General features: G+C 65.2%; 11 protein-coding genes and 3 rRNA genes. 12 read left to right on the top strand and 2 right to left on the bottom strand.

What is annotated here, in order from left to right; translation table 11 throughout:
- The first annotated feature begins 3 nt into the window (after window positions 1-3).
- Window positions 4-711, top strand: a complete 708-nt coding sequence (locus BJ980_RS05980) for a TIGR03936 family radical SAM-associated protein (protein WP_179501447.1) — start codon at window positions 4-6, stop codon at window positions 709-711.
- 336 nt (window positions 712-1,047) lie between these two features.
- Window positions 1,048-4,671: an Rne/Rng family ribonuclease gene (locus BJ980_RS05975; RefSeq protein WP_218855424.1), complete on the top strand. Its 3,624-nt coding sequence runs from the start codon at window positions 1,048-1,050 to the stop codon at window positions 4,669-4,671.
- A gap of 2 nt (window positions 4,672-4,673) precedes the next feature.
- Here the strand turns inward: BJ980_RS05975 and BJ980_RS05970 are convergent, their stop codons facing one another.
- Window positions 4,674-5,384, bottom strand: coding sequence for a tyrosine-protein phosphatase (locus tag BJ980_RS05970; RefSeq protein ID WP_179501446.1), 711 nt, complete (start codon window positions 5,382-5,384; stop codon window positions 4,674-4,676).
- A 165-nt stretch (window positions 5,385-5,549) separates the two neighbouring features.
- On the opposite strand from BJ980_RS05970, the gene rplU reads away from it, so the two are divergent.
- From rplU to rrf, 10 genes are all read left to right on the top strand, one after another.
- Entirely contained in the window at window positions 5,550-5,858 is a 309-nt protein-coding gene (gene rplU, locus BJ980_RS05965) for a 50S ribosomal protein L21 (protein WP_179501445.1), read from the top strand.
- A 42-nt stretch (window positions 5,859-5,900) separates the two neighbouring features.
- Window positions 5,901-6,155: a 50S ribosomal protein L27 gene (gene rpmA, locus BJ980_RS05960; protein ID WP_179501444.1), complete on the top strand. Its 255-nt coding sequence runs from the start codon at window positions 5,901-5,903 to the stop codon at window positions 6,153-6,155.
- A gap of 120 nt (window positions 6,156-6,275) precedes the next feature.
- Window positions 6,276-7,847, top strand: a complete 1,572-nt coding sequence (obgE, locus tag BJ980_RS05955; protein WP_179501443.1) for a GTPase ObgE — start codon at window positions 6,276-6,278, stop codon at window positions 7,845-7,847.
- Window positions 7,844-8,962 carry a glutamate 5-kinase gene (proB, locus tag BJ980_RS05950; RefSeq protein WP_179501442.1) on the top strand — a complete coding sequence of 373 codons (1,119 nt, stop codon included), beginning with the start codon at window positions 7,844-7,846 and terminating at the stop codon, window positions 8,960-8,962. Before obgE ends, proB begins: the two co-directional genes overlap by 4 nt.
- Window positions 8,963-9,028: 66 nt before the next feature.
- Window positions 9,029-10,192, top strand: coding sequence for a cysteine desulfurase family protein (locus BJ980_RS05945; protein WP_179501441.1), 1,164 nt, complete (start codon window positions 9,029-9,031; stop codon window positions 10,190-10,192).
- A gap of 1 nt (window position 10,193) precedes the next feature.
- Window positions 10,194-11,315: a tRNA 2-thiouridine(34) synthase MnmA gene (gene mnmA / locus BJ980_RS05940; RefSeq protein WP_179501440.1), complete on the top strand. Its 1,122-nt coding sequence runs from the start codon at window positions 10,194-10,196 to the stop codon at window positions 11,313-11,315.
- 34 nt (window positions 11,316-11,349) lie between these two features.
- A complete protein-coding gene (locus BJ980_RS05935) occupies window positions 11,350-12,324 on the top strand; it encodes a uroporphyrinogen decarboxylase/cobalamine-independent methonine synthase family protein (protein ID WP_179501439.1) in 975 nt (324 codons plus the stop codon).
- Between the two features lie 509 nt (window positions 12,325-12,833).
- Window positions 12,834-14,353, top strand: a 16S ribosomal RNA gene (locus BJ980_RS05930).
- A gap of 366 nt (window positions 14,354-14,719) precedes the next feature.
- Window positions 14,720-17,833 (top strand): 23S ribosomal RNA (locus BJ980_RS05925).
- Window positions 17,834-17,952: 119 nt separating this feature from the next.
- Window positions 17,953-18,069, top strand: a 5S ribosomal RNA gene (gene rrf / locus BJ980_RS05920).
- Together the 16S, 23S and 5S rRNA genes form the textbook arrangement of a ribosomal RNA operon.
- A gap of 89 nt (window positions 18,070-18,158) precedes the next feature.
- On the opposite strand, the gene BJ980_RS05915 is transcribed toward rrf, so the two are convergent.
- The gene (locus BJ980_RS05915; RefSeq protein WP_179501438.1) at window positions 18,159-18,794 is read right to left on the bottom strand and encodes an alpha/beta hydrolase; all 636 of its coding nucleotides are present in this window, start codon (window positions 18,792-18,794) and stop codon (window positions 18,159-18,161) included.
- Window positions 18,795-18,946 lie beyond the last annotated feature (152 nt).

Here is an 18,946-nt window from a genome sequence, read left to right as displayed (position 1 = left end):
CAGGTGCGTGAACAGCCAGAACAACAAGCCCCACCCGTCCAGCGACTGCGGATCCGTTATGCCAAGCGTGGTCGCCTCCGGTTCACCAGTCATCGCGACTTCAGTCGCGCCTTCGAGCGCGCCGTCTTCCGGGCACGGGTGCCGATGGCCTATTCCTCGGGCTTCAACCCGCACCCGCGGATCTCGTACGCCGGTGCCGCACCCACGGGCTCGGCGAGCGAGGCCGAATACCTCGAGATCGCCTTGGCCGAGGTGGTCGACCCTGTCGCCATCCACCAGCTCCTCGAGGAATCCCTCCCGGACGGCCTCGACATCCTCGAGGTCGTGATCGCAGGTCCGGGGTCCTTGGCCGACCACCTGCAGGCGAGTCGCTGGCTGATCGACCTGGACCTCGAGCTGAGCGTCGCCGAGGACGCGGTGGCTAAGTTCCTGGCCGCGGAGGAGATCTCCGTCGAGCGGATGACGAAGAAGGGCCTGCGCACCTTCGACTGTCGCGCAGCGGTGGGCACGATGAGCGTCGAACCCGGCGACCGGGGGAGCCAGATCGACGTGCTCCTGCGGCACGGCGTGCCCAGCGTGCGCCCCGACGACGTGCTCACCGGCCTGCGGCAGGTGGCCCAGCTCGAGACGCCCGTCGGCGGCGTGCTGCTCACCCGCGTGGCCCAGGGGCCGCTGCTGGAGGACGGGACTGTCGGCGACCCGCTCGTCTGACGACGTTGACCGTGATCCGGGCCCGGTGTGCGATACTCCACTCAGGTCATCGTGATACGGCCCGTTCGTACACACCGACCCGACGACGTTTCTCGCCGTGGTCTTCCAAGGCTTCGGCACAGTGAGTGGATGTCGTCACCAGACCGCGACGCGGCCCCCATCCGTGAGAGGGATGCGACCAGCCCAGCGACCGCGGCAGGTGGCGAATGATCGTTCAATGACGCCCAGCGGAGATTCTCGTCGCCACCCGAAGGCTTTGCGCTGGCGCTCCGCGGAGTGCCCAGCGTCGGACTGGCACCGAACCGCTAGGAATCGGTCAGGTGCCGAGGAGCGAACATGCTCGACGACGAACAGACCAGCAACACCCCGCAGGACTCCGAGAGCCAGGACCTGAACATCTCCGGTCCTGCCGCCTCGGCCACGGATGGCCCGGGCACCGAGTCCTCGGCCGCTGCGGAGCAGGACGCGCCCCCGGCGAAGAAGGCCGCGGCCCGCAAGACCGCCGCGAAGAAGGCGCCCGCCAAGAAGGCAGCTGCCAAGCGGACGACGGCGAAGAAGGCCACCGCCAAGGCTGCCGACGACGCCGAGACTTCACTCGAGGCGCCCACCAGCGAGGCGCCGGGCAGCGACGCAGCTCCGGCCAAGAAGGCGCCCGCGAAGCGGACCCGCAAGGCACCCGCCAAGAAGACCGCTCCCGCGGCCGACGACGCTCAGTCCGCCCTGCCGATCGAGGACGGCGAGGCAGCAGCCGAGTCGTCGGTTGCCGACGAGCCCTCCGCGGACAGCGCCTCCGGTGCTCCCGCAGTGCTCTTCCAGGCACCCGACAAGGCGGCACCGGTGCGGCGTACCCGCAAGAAGGCGGCTCCCGCCCTCGCCGACCAGAGCAGTGCCGACCAGCCCAGTAGCGACCAGACGGGTGCCGGCGACACCGGTGCTGTCCAGGCCAGTGCCGACCAGACCAGTGACGCCGAGACCGGTGCCGAGACGCCGGCCCCGCGCAAGCGCGCGACCCGCAAGAAGGCAGCACCCGCTGCTGCCACCAGCGCCGCAGCCGAGACGCCGACCGAGGGCTCCCAGGACGCTCCTGCCGGCGAGGTCGCTGCGGATGAGGTGAACGCCGAGGCGGCGCCGAAGACGACGACCCGCAAGCGCAAGAGCAACGCCAAGAAGAAGCCCGACGCCAACGACGCGGACGACCAGGCGGTCGAGAGCGACCAGGCGGACGGCGATGCTCCGGATGCCGCAGACTCCGAGGGCGACCAGGCCCAGAACGACAGGGGTCAGGGCAAGCGGACACAGGGCGGCAAGAAGAAGTCCGGCAAGGCAGAGTCTGCGACCGAGGACGACTCGGAAGAAGACGACGAGGCGGACGACGCCGACAGCGAGAACGACAGCGACAGCGATGAGCAGGGCGGCCCGCGCCGTCGCCGCCGTCGCGGTGGCCGCCGTCGTCGCAAGGGCGGAGACTCCGGCTCCTCGGACAACAAGTCCGACGACTCCGACGATGACGACGAGGAATCGGGCGACGAGGACGGCGACGGTTCCAGCGAAGGCAGCGGCTCGCGTCGTCGCCGTCGCCGCCGTCGCGCCGGTGACAACGGCGGGTCGCACGATGACGACCCCGAGAACACGGTCACCCGGGTTCGCCAGAGCCGCACCGGTGAGGACCAGATCACGGCAGTTGCCGGGTCGACGCGTCTCGAGGCCAAGAAGCAGCGCCGTCGCGAGGGTCGCGAAGCCGGCCGTCGCCGGGCACCGATCGTCAGCGAGGCCGAGTTCCTGGCCCGCCGCGAGTCGGTCGAGCGGGTCATGGTCATCCGGCAGAAGGAGGACCTCACCCAGATCGCCGTGCTTGAGGACAAGGTCCTCGTCGAGCACTACGTCGCTCGTGAGTCCCAGACATCCCTGATCGGCAACGTCTACGTCGGACGCGTACAGAACGTGCTGCCCTCCATGGAGGCGGCGTTCGTGGACATCGGCAAGGGCCGCAACGCGGTCATCTATGCCGGCGAGATCAACTGGGCCGCACTCGGCCACAAGGACGGCCAGCCCCGCAAGATCGAGTCTGTCCTCTCCAGTGGGCAGTCGATCCTGGTGCAGGTCACCAAGGACCCGATCGGCCACAAGGGCGCCCGGCTCACCGGCCAGGTCTCCCTTGCCGGACGCTTCCTGGTCTATGTGCCGGACGGCACCACCAGCGGCATCTCCCGCAAGCTGCCCGACACCGAGCGGGCTCGACTCAAGTCGCTTCTCAAGGAGATCGTTCCGGACACCGCCGGCGTCATCGTGCGCACCGCGGCCGAAGGTGCCTCCGAGGACGAGCTCACCCAGGACGTAGAGCGGCTCAAGGCCCGCTGGGAGGACATCGAGGCGAAGGCGAGCGGCGGCGGCTCCCCGAAGCTGCTGTACGGCGAGCCGGACCTGACCCTCAAGGTCGTCCGCGACCTGTTCACCGAGGACTTCTCCAGGCTGGTCATCGAGGGAACCGACGCCTGGGACACCGTCCAGGGCTATGTCTCTCACGTCGCACCCGACCTCGAGGAGCGCCTCGAGCGCTATGAGTCGGAGAACGGTCGTGACTCGTTCGCGGCCTATCGCATCGACGAGCAGATCGCGAAGGGCGTGGATCGCAAGGTCTGGCTGCCCTCCGGCGGGTCGCTCATCATCGACCGCACCGAGGCGATGACGGTCGTCGACGTCAACACCGGCAAGTTCACCGGCTCCGGCGGAAACCTCGAGGAGACCGTCACCAAGAACAACCTCGAGGCAGCCGAGGAGATCGTTCGCCAGCTCCGCCTGCGCGACATCGGCGGCATCATCGTCGTCGACTTCATCGACATGGTCCTCGAGAGCAACCGCGACCTCGTCCTCCGCCGCCTGGTGGAGTGCCTGGGCCGTGACCGGACCCGCCACCAGGTCGCCGAGGTGACCTCGCTCGGTCTGGTCCAGATGACGCGCAAGCGCATCGGCACCGGCCTGCTCGAGGCATTCAGCGAGGACTGCCCGCACTGCCAGGGACGTGGTCTGGTCGTGCACGACATGCCGATCGAGCCCAAGGACAACGGCGATGATCGCGGAGGCCGTGCCGGTCGCCGTGGACGTGGTCGCAAGGGTGAGGACAACGGCGGCAACCAGAACGACAACTCCCGCTCCGGTCCGCCGTCGCCCAAGGACGTCGCTGCGGCCGCCAAGACGGAGAATGCCGACAAGTCGGAGCAGTCCGGCAAATCGGAGCAGTCCGCCAAGTCCGAGCAGTCCGGCAAGTCGGGACAGAGCGGCAAGGCAGCAGCCGAGGACGCCGCATCCCACGACGCCACGGACGCCGGGTCGCAGGAATCGACGGACCAGGCCGGATCGTCATCGGAAACTGGTGAGTCGGGCCGCAGCGGATCCGGTCGCAACCGCGGTCGCGGTCGTGGCCGTGGCCGTGGCAACCAGTCGAACGAGTCCGGCGCCGGAGGCGGCGACCAGGACGACAAGCAGTCGCGAGGCGACCAGGGCGACAAGCAGTCGCGCGGCGACCAGGACTCCGACGCGCAGCCTTCCGATGCCCGAGTTGCTGACGACACCGCGAAGTCCGCTGAGACCCAGGCCCCTTCCGAGGCATCCGCTCCGAAAGGAGCCGAAGCGCCGGGGGATGTTCAGCCGCCTGCGCAGCCGACTACGAAGGTCGTGACCAGGACTCGTCGCCGGGCCAGCCGCCCGGCGGGCGTGACCACCGCAGCTCCGGTGGACGCGATCACCGTCGTGGCGCCTGCAGCCGCCCCCGCGTCCGAGGCGCCCGTCGCCCCGGTGGAGGCCCCCAAGGTCGTCACCCGGACACGCACCCGTGGTGGGGCCAGCCGTCCCGCTGGTGCCGAGTCCGCCGAGGCTCCCGCTCCCCAGGAGCAGGACGCCCCGGAGACGCCCGAGGTCGATGTGCACGTCCCGATCAAGAAGAAGGGCTCACGCAAGCACTGAGCTCACAGGTTGCCGCGCCAGGTGAGCACCGCCGCACGAGTGGCGGGCTCACCTTGCGCGAGCAACCCGGCCAGGTCGGCGCCCGCCAGGGCGTTCCGGAAGGCGCCCTCCGTGCTCGTGCCATGCCTGTGACACAGCTGCTCGAGCTCGCCCTCCGGACAGTTCCGGTTCTCCGAGGCCGCGCGCGCGACGTTGTTCTCGATCGAGGCCATGTAGTCGCCGACGACGTCCTCGGGGTCCACGCCGGCGGCGCTCAGCAGGAGCATCGCGATCAAGCCGGTGCGATCGCGACCGCCCATGCAGTGGAAGAGCACTCCGCCCGGCGGTGCCGATGCCAACGCGTCCAGCACGGCCAGGGTGCGTTCGGGCATCGCGGCCAGGTGCGGAAGGTAGTAGAGCGCGGTGCCCACCAGCCCGTTGTCCCAGTAGTCCGTCCAGAACCCTCGGTTCGCCAACCCGTCATGGTCCACGTGCACCAGGCTCAGCCAGGACGGCGCGGAGTACGGCGTACGCTCCCGCTCGGCTTGTTGGCGCAGGTCGATGACAGTGCGGATCCCGGCGGTGTGCAGCTGGTCCCAACCGCGTGCGGTCACCCGGTCGAGATTCTCCGAGCGCCAGAAGACGCCGTGGGGTGTGTGGCCGCCGCCGGTACGGCGAAGTCCGCCGAGATCACGCACGTTGGTGAGGCCCTCGACGGGCGCGATGGGGGTCATCACAGATGCCTTCCCGATGCCGTTTTGCACCAAACCCCACCGTCCCCGTAGTATCGAACCTCGGCATGCATCCGTGTGCCCATCTGTGTGGCCCAGCGCCCGAGCGAGTGGTGCGGGCCCCAGGACTTGAACTTCAAGCAGTTGGAATCGACGAAGGAGACCGCGGTGTACGCGATCGTGCGCGCAGGCGCCATTCAGCAGAAGGTTGCCGTGGGCGACGTCATCGAGATCGACAAGCTGGAGACGGCCGTCGGAGACTCGGTCACGCTCCCCGTGCTGCTCATGGTCGACGGTGAAGCCGTGACCACTGACGCCGCGGCCCTGGACAAGGCCACCGTGACCGCCGAGGTCCTCGGCGCCACCAAGGGGCCGAAGATCATCATCCAGAAGTACAAGAACAAGACCGGCTACAAGAAGCGCCAGGGTCACCGCCAGAAGTACACCCAGGTCAAGGTCACCGCGATCAACGCGTGACTTCCAGCCACCCGAACTTTTTGAACCCAAAGGACTGAACAGATGGCACACAAGAAGGGCGCAGCCTCGACCAAGAACGGTCGCGACTCGAACTCCCAGCGTCTCGGCGTCAAGCGCTTCGGCGGCCAGAGCGTCAACGCGGGCGAGATCATCGTCCGCCAGCGCGGCACGCACTTCCACCCCGGCACCAACGTCGGCCGCGGTGGCGACGACACCCTGTTCGCCCTCGCCGCCGGTGCGGTCGAGTTCGGCACCCGTCGCGGTCGCCGCGTGGTGAACATCGTCCCCGGTGAGTGAACTGACGCTCATCCAGTGACACCACAGCACTGACTCAGTGGCCGAGTTCCGGCCACGCCCGGAAGGCGTCCCTAGACTCTAGGGGCGCCTTCGGCATTTATCCCACACGCAGGAGAACCCATGGCAGTCCCGACATTCGTCGACGAGGTCCGGTTGCACATCGCCGCCGGCCGGGGCGGCAACGGCGTCGCCTCGGTGCACCGGGAGAAGTTCAAGCCCCTCGGCGGACCCGACGGAGGCAACGGTGGCCCCGGTGGTTCGGTGATCCTGCGCGTGGACCCCAGCGTCACCACGCTGATCGACTATCACCACAGCCCGCGCCGCAGTGCGGAGTCCGGCGGTCACGGAGCCGGCAGCCACAAGAACGGTGGCCACGGCTCCGACCTGGTGCTGCCCGTGCCGGACGGCACCGTCGTCGCCGACGCCAAGGGCAACGTGCTTGCGGACCTCGTCGGCGCGGGAACCGAGATGGTCATCGCCCAAGGCGGCCGCGGGGGCCTCGGCAATGCTGCGTTGGCCTCGGCCAAGCGCAAGGCTCCCGGCTTCGCCCTCCTGGGAGAGCCGGGGGACGAGCTGGAGATCCGGCTGGAGCTGAAGGTCGTCGCCGACATCGGCCTGGTCGGGTTCCCGAGCGCGGGCAAGTCGTCGCTGATCGCCGCGATCTCGAGGGCGCGGCCCAAGATCGCCGACTACCCGTTCACCACCCTGGTCCCGAACCTCGGTGTCGTGCGTGCCGGTGACACCACCTTCACCGTCGCCGACGTCCCGGGCCTGATCGAGGGAGCAGCCGAGGGACGCGGCCTTGGCCACGAGTTCCTGCGCCACATCGAACGCTGCGCGGCCCTGGTCCACGTCGTCGACACCGCGAGCATCGAGCCCGGCCGGAACCCGGTCGAGGACCTCGAGATCATGGAGAACGAGCTGGCCCGCTACGGCGGTCTCGAAGACCGTCCCCGGCTGGTGGCACTGAACAAGATCGACGTCCCCGACGGACGCGACATCGCCTCTTTCGTCATCGACGAGCTGGAGGAGAAGGGCCTTCGGGTCTTCCAGGTGAGCGCGGCCTCGGGTGAGGGAATGCGTGAGCTGACCTTCGCGATGGCAGAGATCGTCTCCCGCGCCCGAGCAGACAAGCCCGTGGTCCAGGCCGAGCGCATCATCCTGCGTCCCGGGTCGGCCGACGGCGACGGCGAGTTCAGCGTCAAGCTCACCGGCGACGGCTGGCGCGTGCGCGGCGAGAAGCCCGAGCGCTGGGTGCGCCAGACCGACTTCGGCAACGAGGAGGCCGTGGGCTTCCTCGCCGATCGACTCAACCGTCTCGGTGTGGAGAAGAAGCTCGTCGAGCTGGGTGCGAACGAGGGGGACACGGTCCTCATCGGCGATCCCGACAACGCGGTCGTCTTCGACTTCAAGCCCGGGATCGAGGCTGGCGCCGAGATGCTCGGACGACGCGGTGAGGACGAGCGCCTCCGTGAGGAGCGGCCGTCCGCCACTCGCCGGCGCGACATCGAGGAAGGGATGCCGCACCGCGGTGAGAACGAGACGCGTGCCGACGTGGCCCGCAAGATCACTCGCGGTGGTCACTCCGGACCGGTGTCCTATGAGGTCGGCTCTGCCGAGGACCCGGACTGGAACGAGTCCGATCCCGACGCTGCATCCGATGGGAGCGAGTCAGGGGACAGCCAGGCATGAGCACGCGCGGCGAGGTCACCGCTGCACGCAGGATCGTGGTCAAGGTCGGCTCCTCGTCCCTGACCACGGCTGCGGGTGGAATCGATCCTGACCGGCTGACCGCCCTGGTCGAGGTGCTCGCGGCCGCACGCGCCCGCGGCGCCGAGGTCGTGCTGGTCTCCTCCGGTGCCATCGCCGCCGGCCTCGCGCCGCTCGGCCTGAAGAGGCGCCCCCGTGGGCTGGCTGCCCAACAGGCCGCCGCGTCGGTCGGCCAAGGTCTCCTGATCCGGCACTACACCGAGGAGCTGGCAGCCCACGGACTGGTCACCGGCCAGGTGCTCCTCACCGTCGATGACGTCACCCGGCGCGCCCACTACCGCAACGCCTTCCAGACCTTCGCCAAGCTCCTCGAGCTCGGTGTGATCCCGATCGTCAACGAGAACGACACCGTCGCCACGTCCGAGATCCGCTTCGGCGACAACGACCGGTTGGCCGCACTCGTGGCGCACCTCGTCCGTGCCGACCTGCTGGTCCTGCTCTCCGACGTCGACGGCCTCTATGACGGCAACCCGGCCACCCCGGGCACCTCACTGGTCTCCGACGTCAGGTCGAAGGCGGACCTGGCGGACGTCAAGATCGGCTCCGTCGGCTCGGCCGGCGTGGGCACGGGTGGGATGACCACCAAGGTCGAGGCAGCCCGGATCGCAACCGGTGCAGGCATCCCGGTGGTGTTGACCTCCGCCGCACAGGCCGCCGACGCCCTGGCCGGTGAGCCGGTCGGGACCTTGTTCCACGCCCGGGGCAAGCGCCGCCCCACGCGCCTGCTCTGGTTGGCCCATGCGACCGAGCCGAAGGGTCAGGTCCTGCTCGACGCGGGGGCTGTTGCTGCCGTGGTGGAACGACGCGCGTCCCTGCTCGCTGCCGGAGTGCTCGGCGCCACCGGCTCGTTCGTCGGGGGAGACCCGGTGGATCTCGTCGGACCCGACGGTGTCGCAGTGGCCCGCGGACTGGTGAACTTCGACTCGACGGAAATCCCCGACCTGGCCGGCAAGTCGTCCGCGGCACTCAAGCGCGAGCTGGGCGCCGCCTACGAGCGCGAGATCATCCACCGCGACGACCTGGTCCTGCTCGGCTGAGCAGGTGTACGGCGGGTGGGCACGAATGCCGGCCGTCACGAGGAACGCCGTACGCTTGGGGATGCAATGACCACCGTCTATCTTGACCACGCAGCCACGACTCCGATGCTCCCGGCGGCCATCGAGGCCATGTCGGAGCAGCTCGGGCGCACTGGCAACCCGTCCTCCTTGCACGCCTCTGGGCGCCACGCGCGCCGGGTGGTCGAGGAGTCGCGCGAAAGAATCGCCCAGGCACTGGGCTGCCGCCCCGGCGAGGTGGTCTTCACCTCCGGTGGCACCGAGGCCGACAACCTTGCCCTCAAGGGCATCCAGTGGGCCCGCGGCCGCGGCCGCGTGCTGGCTTCCGCGATCGAGCACCACGCAGTGCTGGATCCGCTCGACTGGTTGGTGCAGTCCGGCACGGCCGCGGTGGAGCTGCTCGGGGTCGACCGGCTCGGTCGCCTCGACCTCGACGCACTGGTCGGCGCGGTCGAGCGGGATCCCGACTCGGTCAGCCTGATCTCGGTGATGTGGGCCAACAACGAGGTCGGTACCCTCCAGCCGATCGAGGACGTCGTCGCGATCGCAGCGCGCCACGGCATTCCGGTGCACACGGATGCGGTGCAGGCAGTGGGCTCGGTGCTGGTCGACTTCGCGGGCTCGGGAGTGGACGCGCTCACCCTGACCGGCCACAAGATCGGCGGCCCGTTCGGCGTCGGTGCCCTGGTCGTACGCCGTGAGCTCGAGGTGACCCCGTTGCTGCACGGTGGCGGGCAGGAACGTGACATCCGCTCGGGCACCATCGACACCCCGGCCATCGTCGGCTTCGCTGCCGCGGTCGAGGCCTCCGTCAAGCACCAGGCTGAGCACGAGGCCCGCCTGCGCGCCCTGCGCGAGCGACTGGTCGCGGGGATCCGCGGCGCGGTTCCCGAGGCGATCGTCAACGGCGACCCCGAGCACAGTCTTCCTGGCCATGCCCACCTCCGATTCCCCGGATGCGAGGGCGACTCGCTGCTGATGCTGCTCGACGCGCGCGGGATCGAGTGCTCCACCGGCTCCGCCTGCAACGCCGGCGTGCCGCAGGCATCGCACGTCCTGCTCGCGATGGGCTGCACCGACACCGAGGCCCGCAGCTCCCTGCGGTTCTCCCTGGGGCACACCAGCACCGAGGCAGACGTGGACGCGGTGGTTGAGGCGATCGGCCCGGTCGTCGAGCGCGCTCGGGCCGCGGGCGCGAAGCGGGGGCTGTGAGATGAGAGTGCTTGCAGCCATGTCGGGTGGAGTGGACTCCGCAGTCGCCGCGGCCCGCGCCGCCGAGGCCGGCCACGACGTCACCGGCATCCACCTGGCCCTGTCACGAAACCCGAAGTCCTACCGGACCGGTGCCCGAGGGTGCTGCACCATCGAGGACAGCAACGATGCTCGGCGTGCAGCCGACGTGATCGGCATCCCGTTCTACGTGTGGGACATGTCGGACGAGTTCCACGAGGCGGTGGTCGAGGACTTCATGGACGAGTACGCTGCCGGCCGCACGCCCAATCCCTGCCTGCGTTGCAACGAGAAGATCAAGTTCGCAGCCGTGCTGGACCGGGCGATGGCGCTGGGGTTCGACGCGGTGGTCACCGGCCACTACGCGCAGCTCGAGACCGGCCCCGACGGACTGATCGAGATGCACCGGGCCGTCGACATGGCCAAGGACCAGTCCTACGTGCTCGGGGTGTTGACCCAGGAGCAGCTGGCGCACTCGCTGTTCCCACTCGGCGACTCGGTCAAGGGGGATGTGCGAGAAGAGGCGGAGCGCCGCGGGCTGATGGTCGCCAACAAGCCCGACTCGCACGACATCTGCTTCATTGCCGACGGTGACAATGCCGGCTGGCTCAAGGAGAAGCTCGGCGACCGGGCTCCCAACCAGGGCGGCGACATCGTCGACCAGGGCACCGGCGAGGTGTTGGGACAGCACGAGGGCACCACGGCCTACACGATCGGCCAGCGCAAGGGATTGCGACTCGGGCGTCCTGCGCCGGACGGGAAGCCGAGGTTCGTGCTCGACATCGAGCCGGTCTCCGGGACCGTCACGGTGGGACCGCGTGAGGCGCTGCGCATCGACCGGATCAGCGGAGTGCGCGCACGCTGGTGCGGCACCGTGCCCGAGCGGCTCGACGGGACCGTGCAGCTGCGGGCCCACGGTGCCGAGCACCGAGCCCGGATCACCACCTCCTCCAGCGACGGCACGGTCCGTGACCTCGTCCAGATCGAGCTCCTCGACCCGGCCGAGGGGATCGCCCCGGGCCAGGCCGCAGTGATCTATGACGGTTCGCGCGTGGTCGGATCCGCCACGATCTCGGCGACGGCACGCAGCGAAGCGTTGGTGTGACACCACGATGGTGAGGGCGACCGGGATCGGCTCCATGCCGGGAGGCGGAGCGCGCGACCCCGAGGCCGACAACACTCGCGCCTACCGCGATGCGACCGCGATCGTGGTGGGGGAGCTCCCAGACGTGATCGCTGTCCCCGAGCTGCCCGGCCGCGGTGCTGTCGCCGACATGATCGGCCGCACCCTCGGCGTACTCGACGCCCTGCCAGCCGACCTGCAGCCGTTCGGCTGGCGCCTGACCTCGGCCTCGGGGATGGACCAGCGACGGGCCCGCTCGCTGCTGGCCCAGGACCTTGACTGCGTGGAGAAGCTGACGCAGGGGTTCACCGGCACCCTGAAGACCCAGCTCGCCGGGCCGTGGACCATGGCCGCGATGGTCGAGAAGCCGCGCGGCGACAAGTTGCTCTCCGACCACGGTGCGCGTCGCGAGCTGTCCGAGGCAATGACGGAGGGGATCGTTGCCCACGTCGCCGACCTGCAGCGTCGGGTGCCGGACGCGGCTCGACTGATCGTCCAGATCGACGAGCCGGCCCTGCCCGCGGTGATGGCAGCGCAGATCCCGACCACCTCCGGGTGGGGCAAGCACCGGGCGGTGCACCCGCCGGAGATCTCGGCCGGACTCGAACCGGTGCTGGCAGCAATCACGGCCCAGGGCGCGGTCCCTGTCGTCCACTGCTGCGCACCCAACTTCCCGATCGACCTCGTCCGCACCGCCGGCGCCCAGGGCATCGCGGTGGATCTCGACCTGCTCGACGCACGTGGGTTCGATGAGCTCGCGGCCGCCATGGATGCGGGGGAGCACGTGCTTCTCGGCGTGGTGCCCGCTCGAGCCGCCGAGCTGGACGAGGCGCGTACGACGGAGCGGGTGCTGCGATTGCTCGACCTCCTGGGCCTCGAACCGGGCGAAAACCTGCTCCTCACGCCCGCTTGCGGACTCGCCACGGTAGGCCCCGAGCAGGCCAGGCGGACCCTCGCCCATCTGACGCGATGTGCACAAAACCTGTCCTGACCTGCGAAAACACAAGTGTGGTCGCGGTTACGTCATCTCGATTTGACCGTCTGGGGGGCTTCGCATAATGTTCTCTCTGTCGCCGCAAGCGCCGGGAGCCAGACCGAAAGGTCCGGAGCCAGGGCCCGGCGGCCATCCCTCTCTCGGTTCCGAAGAACTTCTGGGTGTGCGCCACGATGCGGCCCTGGACGGTTCCACTGGAGCGTGACGTGAGGGGGAAACCGAGAGGTTGAGGCCGAATTGACAGGCCGAAATCACTCCGGTAAGTTTTTGCAGGTTGCCCCGCAGCGATGCCCGGTTCGGGTTGGTGGTGGGTGTGTGTGATTCTTGAGAACTCAACAGTGTGTCAAAAGTCGACGAATTAATATTGTTGTACCCGTCGGGCTTTCTGGATGGTCTTCTGCCTTTGGGTGGTTGGTTGTTTGGTTGGTTTGATGGTTCCTTTGGTAAGAGACAATAATTCTGACAATTTTTTGTCGGGGTTTGTTTTTTGCTGGGGTTTGGATTCTTCAATGGAGAGTTTGATCCTGGCTCAGGACGAACGCTGGCGGCGTGCTTAACACATGCAAGTCGAGCGGTAAGGCCCTTTCGGGGGTACACGAGCGGCGAACGGGTGAGTAACACGTGAGCAATCTGCCCTTCACTTTGGGATAACCTCCGGAAACGGTGGCTAATACCGAATGCGACCATTCCCTGCATGGGGTGATGGTGGAAAGTTTTGGCGGTGGAGGATGAGCTCGCGGCCTATCAGCTTGTTGGTGAGGTAATGGCTCACCAAGGCTTCGACGGGTAGCCGGCCTGAGAGGGTGACCGGCCACACTGGGACTGAGACACGGCCCAGACTCCTACGGGAGGCAGCAGTGGGGAATATTGGACAATGGGCGAAAGCCTGATCCAGCAACGCCGCGTGAGGGATGACGGCCTTCGGGTTGTAAACCTCTTTCAGCGGGGACGAAGCGCAAGTGACGGTACCCGCAGAAGAAGCACCGGCCAACTACGTGCCAGCAGCCGCGGTAATACGTAGGGTGCGAGCGTTGTCCGGAATTATTGGGCGTAAAGGGCTCGTAGGCGGTTTGTCGCGTCGGGAGTGAAAACCAGGTGCTTAACACCTGGCCTGCTTCCGATACGGGCAGACTAGAGGTATGCAGGGGAGAACGGAATTCCTGGTGTAGCGGTGAAATGCGCAGATATCAGGAGGAACACCGGTGGCGAAGGCGGTTCTCTGGGCATTACCTGACGCTGAGGAGCGAAAGTGTGGGGAGCGAACAGGATTAGATACCCTGGTAGTCCACACCGTAAACGTTGGGCGCTAGGTGTGGGGCTCATTCCACGAGTTCCGTGCCGCAGCTAACGCATTAAGCGCCCCGCCTGGGGAGTACGGCCGCAAGGCTAAAACTCAAAGGAATTGACGGGGGCCCGCACAAGCGGCGGAGCATGCGGATTAATTCGATGCAACGCGAAGAACCTTACCTGGGTTTGACATATGCCGGAAAGCATCAGAGATGGTGCCCCTTTTTGTCGGTATACAGGTGGTGCATGGCTGTCGTCAGCTCGTGTCGTGAGATGTTGGGTTAAGTCCCGCAACGAGCGCAACCCTCGTCTTATGTTGCCAGCACGTAATGGTGGGGACTCATAAGAGACTGCCGGGGTCAACTCGGAGGAAGGTGGGGATGACGTCAAGTCATCATGCCCCTTATGTCCAGGGCTTCACGCATGCTACAATGGCCGGTACAAAGGGCTGCGATACCGTAAGGTGGAGCGAATCCCAAAAAGCCGGTCTCAGTTCGGATTGGGGTCTGCAACTCGACCCCATGAAGTCGGAGTCGCTAGTAATCGCAGATCAGCAACGCTGCGGTGAATACGTTCCCGGGCCTTGTACACACCGCCCGTCACGTCACGAAAGTCGGCAACACCCGAAGCCGGTGGCCCAACCCCTTGTGGGAGGGAGCCGTCGAAGGTGGGGCTGGCGATTGGGACGAAGTCGTAACAAGGTAGCCGTACCGGAAGGTGCGGCTGGATCACCTCCTTTCTAAGGAGCTCGTAGCAACCTCGACACTTTGTGTGTTGGTGGTTGTTCATGGTGTCTGTTTCGTGGCCGTGTGTGTCGCGGCAGGCATTGCTCATTAGTGGAACGTCGATTAGTTGGTGGAACGTCTCATCAGCGTCTTTCAGTACTACCCCTGGTCCTTTGGATCGGTGTGGTGTGGAACGTGGGTGTTGGTGGTGGGTTTTGCTTGGCACACTGTTGGGTCCTGAGGGATCAGACCGTATGGTTTGGTTGCTTGGTGGGCTGCTCCTTCCATATACCGCTCCTTGTTGGGGGTGGGTGTGGGGTGTGGGGTGGTGCCGATTGTTGTTTGAGAACTACACAGTGGACGCGAGCATCTTTGTAGCAAGACAAGCTACTAAGGGCACATGGTGGATGCCTTGGCACCAAGAGCCGATGAAGGACGTTGGAGCCTGCGATAAGCCACGGGGAGTTGGCAACCGAGCGTTGATCCGTGGATTTCCGAATGGGGAAACCCAGCTGGAGTCATGTCCAGTTACCGCTGTCTGAACACATAGGACAGTTGGAGGGAACGTGGGGAAGTGAAACATCTCAGTACCCACAGGAAGAGAAAACAAAAGTGATTCCGAGAGTAGTGGCGAGCGAAATCGGAAGAGGCCAAACCCAGGTCGTGTGATAGCCGGCAGGCGTTGCGATGTGGGGGTTGTGGGGCCGTCTTGTTCTGACTGCCGTTGGAACGCAGAGTAAGAAACCATCGTTGAAGTTGAAGTGGATTGGAAAGTCCCGGCATAGAGGGTGATACCCCCGTATATGTAAGGCGATGGCTCTGTGACGTTACCCCAAGTAACACGGAACCCCTGAAATTCCGTGTGAATCTGGCGGGACCACCCGTTAAGCCTAAATACTCCTTGGTGACCGATAGCGGACAAGTACCGTGAGGGAAAGGTGAAAAGTACCCCTGGCGGGGAGTGAAATAGTACCTGAAACCATGTGCCTACAAACCGTTGGAGCGAGACCTTGTGTCTTGTGACAGCGTGCCTTTTGAAGAATGAGCCTGCGAGTTTGCGGTGTGTTGCGAGGTTAACCCGTGTGGGGTAGCCGTAGCGAAAGCGAGTCCGAATAGGGCGTTTGAGTAGCACGCTCAAGACCCGAAGCGAAGTGATCTATCCATGGGCAGGTTGAAGCGCGGGTAAGACCGCGTGGAGGACCGAACCCACTTAGGTTGAAAACTGAGGGGATGACCTGTGGATAGGGGTGAAAGGCCAATCAAACTTCGTGATAGCTGGTTCTCCCCGAAATGCATTTAGGTGCAGCGTCGCGTGTTTCTTGCTGGAGGTAGAGCACTGGATAGCCGATGGGCCCGACAAGGTTACTGACGTTAACCAAACTCCGAATGCCAGTAAGTGAGAGCGCGGCAGTGAGACAGTGGGGGATAAGCTCCATTGTCGAGAGGGAAACAGCCCAGACCATCAGCTAAGGTCCCTAAGCGATAACTAAGTGGAAAAGGATGTGGAGTCGCATAGACAACCAGGAGGTTGGCTTGGAAGCAGCCACCCTTGAAAGAGTGCGTAATAGCTCACTGGTCAAGTGATTCCGCGCCGACAATGTAGCGGGGCTCAAGTTATCCACCGAAGCTATGGCATTCATACGTTAGCTAAGCCGCCCTTGAGGTTGGTTCAGGTGTATGGATGGGTAGGGGAGCGTCGTGTGGGCAGTGAAGCGGCGGAGTGATCCAGTCGTGGAGGCCACACGAGTGAGAATGCAGGCATGAGTAGCGAATCACGTGTGAGAAACACGTGCGCCGAATGATCAAGGGTTCCAGGGTCAAGCTAATCTGCCCTGGGTAAGTCGGGACCTAAGGCGAGGCCGACAGGCGTAGTCGATGGACAACGGGTTGATATTCCCGTACCGGCAAAATAGCGCCCATGACGAGGCTAGTGATGCTAAGTGCCCGAAACTGCCTGTGATCCCTTCGGGGACGATGGCAGCAGAGCGCACGACCCGATCTAGTAGTAGTCAAGCGATGGGGTGACGCAGGAAGGTAGTCCAACCACGCCGATGGTTGTTGCGTGGCTAAGGGTGTAGGGCGAACGGTAGGCAAATCCGCCGTTCATGTGCCTGAGACCTGATGGGGAGTCCGTAGGGACGAAGTGGATGATCCTATGCTGTCGAGAAAAACCTCTAGCGAGCTATGCGCCGCCCGTACCCCAAACCGACTCAGGTGATCAGGTAGAGAATACCAAGGCGATCGAGTGAACCATGGTTAAGGAACTCGGCAAAATACCCCCGTAACTTCGGGAGAAGGGGGGCCTGATGCGTGAACCCACTTGCTGGGGGAAGCGTTGATGGCCGCAGAGACCAGGCCCAAGCGACTGTTTACTAAAAACACAGGTCCGTGCGAAGTTGTAAGACGATGTATACGGACTGACTCCTGCCCGGTGCTGGAAGGTTAAGGGGACCTGTTAGATCCTTCGGGGTCGAAGCGGAGAACTTAAGCCCCAGTAAACGGCGGTGGTAACTATAACCATCCTAAGGTAGCGAAATTCCTTGTCGGGTAAGTTCCGACCTGCACGAATGGAGTAACGACTTGGGCGCTGTCTCAACCATGGACTCGGCGAAATTGCAGTACGAGTAAAGATGCTCGTTACGCGCGGCAGGACGGAAAGACCCCGGGACCTTTACTATAGTTTGGTATTGGTGTTTGGTTCGGCTTGTGTAGGATAGGTGGGAGACTGTGAAACTCAGACGCCAGTTTGGGTGGAGTCAACGTTGAAATACCACTCTGGTCGTACTAGATATCTAACCTAGGTCCGTTATCCGGATCAGGGACAGTGCCTGATGGGTAGTTTAACTGGGGCGGTTGCCTCCTAAAATGTAACGGAGGCGCTCAAAGGTTCCCTCAGCCTGGTTGGCAATCAGGTTTCGAGTGTAAGTGCACAAGGGAGCTTGACTGTGAGAGTGACAACTCGAGCAGGGACGAAAGTCGGAACTAGTGATCCGGCGCTGGCATGTGGAAGCGGCGTCGCTCAACGGATAAAAGGTACCCCGGGGATAACAGGCTGATCTTCCCCAAGAGTCCATATCGACGGGATGGTTTGGCACCTCGATGTCGGCTCGTCGCATCCTGGGGCCGGAGTAGGTCCCAAGGGTTGGGCTGTTCGCCCATTAAAGCGGCACGCGAGCTGGGTTTAGAACGTCGTGAGACAGTTCGGTCCCTATCCGCCGCGCGCGCAGGAAACTTGAGAAAGGCTGCCCCTAGTACGAGAGGACCGGGGTGGACGAACCTCTGGTGTGCCAGTTGTTCCGCCAGGAGCACGGCTGGTTAGCTACGTTCGGAAGTGATAACCGCTGAATGCATCTAAGCGGGAAGCACGTTTCAAGATGAGGTTTCCCACCGGGTTAACCGGGTAAGGTCCCCAGTAGACTACTGGGTTGATAGGCCGGAAGTGTACAGCAGTAATGCCTAGCTGACCGGTACTAATAGACCGAGGGCTTGTCCCTCAAAGATGTTGCGCGTCCACTGTGTGGCTCCCGAGTAATGATCGGGAACACAAACCCATACACCCCCCAACACTGTTGGGCTGGTGTGTGGTGCTTGACTGATCAAAACTCCATAGAGTTTCGGCGGCCATAGCGAGAGGGAAACACCCGGTCCCATTCCGAACCCGGAAGTTAAGCCTCTCAGCGCCGATGGTACTGCAACCGGGAGGTTGTGGGAGAGTAGGACGTCGCCGGACAACACTTCAGTAAAGGCCACCCCCTCGGGGGTGGCCTTTACGCATTTCTGAACGCTTTTCGCAGCCCGGTCGGGGCCGTGCATCGCTTGTCAGCGACGACAGTGCGTCTCCAGGAGAGACGACGTGCTGCGGAGAGCGAATGAGTTCCACGCTCCGACACGGCGCAGCATGTAGTGGCCCACAGGCCCCATGTCGGTGAACTCACTCAGCTCCGCGACGCCGGCAGCACGACTGATGTAGCGCTGGGTTTCCCGTGCACTGGTGATCCGATCCGTCGACCCGTGTGCGGCGTACAGACTCTTGCCCTTCAGGCCGACGACGGGGTCTCCGGCGGAGAACCAGGGGGCGAGGGCGACCACACCGACCACGTTGGGGTCGTTCGCGACGCGCACCGCAGTCCGTGCGCCCATCGAGTGGCCGAGCAGCACCACCGGGACGTCTCCGATCTCCTCACGCACCCTGCCCAGTGCCCATCGGGCGTCGGGAACCGGCGACGGCGCGCTCGGGTCATTCCACCCACGCTGCGCGTAGCGAAGCAGCCAGGTGCTGGTCTGTTCCTTGGCCAGGGTTGAAGAGATCGCCCGCTGCATCGCCAGCATTCGTTGCCACGAGGCGCTCCGGGCGGTGACTGCGTCGTGGGAGCGCTGGGTGCCGCCGTGCAGCATCAGGACCACGGCCCGCGCGGACTCGGCTGTGCCGGCGCGGGTGAGGGACGGGTTGGGCATGGTGCTCCTTCTCGGGTGTGGGGCACACAAGTCGGGCGCTCGCCCTCCGTGCGGCTTGCTCAGCGCTGTCCCCATCATGCGCTTCGGAGCCAAGTGGTCCTTTGGATGGGTGTGGGACCTCGTGGGTGTCAGCGGTGCACGGCAAGATAGGC

Source organism: Nocardioides daedukensis (assembly GCF_013408415.1).
GTDB lineage: Bacteria > Actinomycetota > Actinomycetes > Propionibacteriales > Nocardioidaceae > Nocardioides > Nocardioides daedukensis.
This window is presented reverse-complemented; position numbering and strand designations above follow the sequence as displayed.

What these genes read in the sequence shown, in the direction of transcription:
- BJ980_RS05975 (WP_218855424.1), top strand. Translation starts at nt 1,048, where the DNA reads ATGCTCGACGACGAACAGACCAGCAACACCCCGCAGGACTCCGAGAGC.
- BJ980_RS05970 (WP_179501446.1), bottom strand. Translation starts at nt 5,384, where the DNA reads ATGACCCCCATCGCGCCCGTCGAGGGCCTCACCAACGTGCGTGATCTC.
- rpmA (WP_179501444.1), top strand. Translation starts at nt 5,901, where the DNA reads ATGGCACACAAGAAGGGCGCAGCCTCGACCAAGAACGGTCGCGACTCG.
- obgE (WP_179501443.1), top strand. Translation starts at nt 6,276, where the DNA reads ATGGCAGTCCCGACATTCGTCGACGAGGTCCGGTTGCACATCGCCGCC.
- proB (WP_179501442.1), top strand. Translation starts at nt 7,844, where the DNA reads ATGAGCACGCGCGGCGAGGTCACCGCTGCACGCAGGATCGTGGTCAAG.
- BJ980_RS05945 (WP_179501441.1), top strand. Translation starts at nt 9,029, where the DNA reads ATGACCACCGTCTATCTTGACCACGCAGCCACGACTCCGATGCTCCCG.
- mnmA (WP_179501440.1), top strand. Translation starts at nt 10,194, where the DNA reads ATGAGAGTGCTTGCAGCCATGTCGGGTGGAGTGGACTCCGCAGTCGCC.
- BJ980_RS05935 (WP_179501439.1), top strand. Translation starts at nt 11,350, where the DNA reads ATGCCGGGAGGCGGAGCGCGCGACCCCGAGGCCGACAACACTCGCGCC.
- BJ980_RS05915 (WP_179501438.1), bottom strand. Translation starts at nt 18,794, where the DNA reads ATGCCCAACCCGTCCCTCACCCGCGCCGGCACAGCCGAGTCCGCGCGG.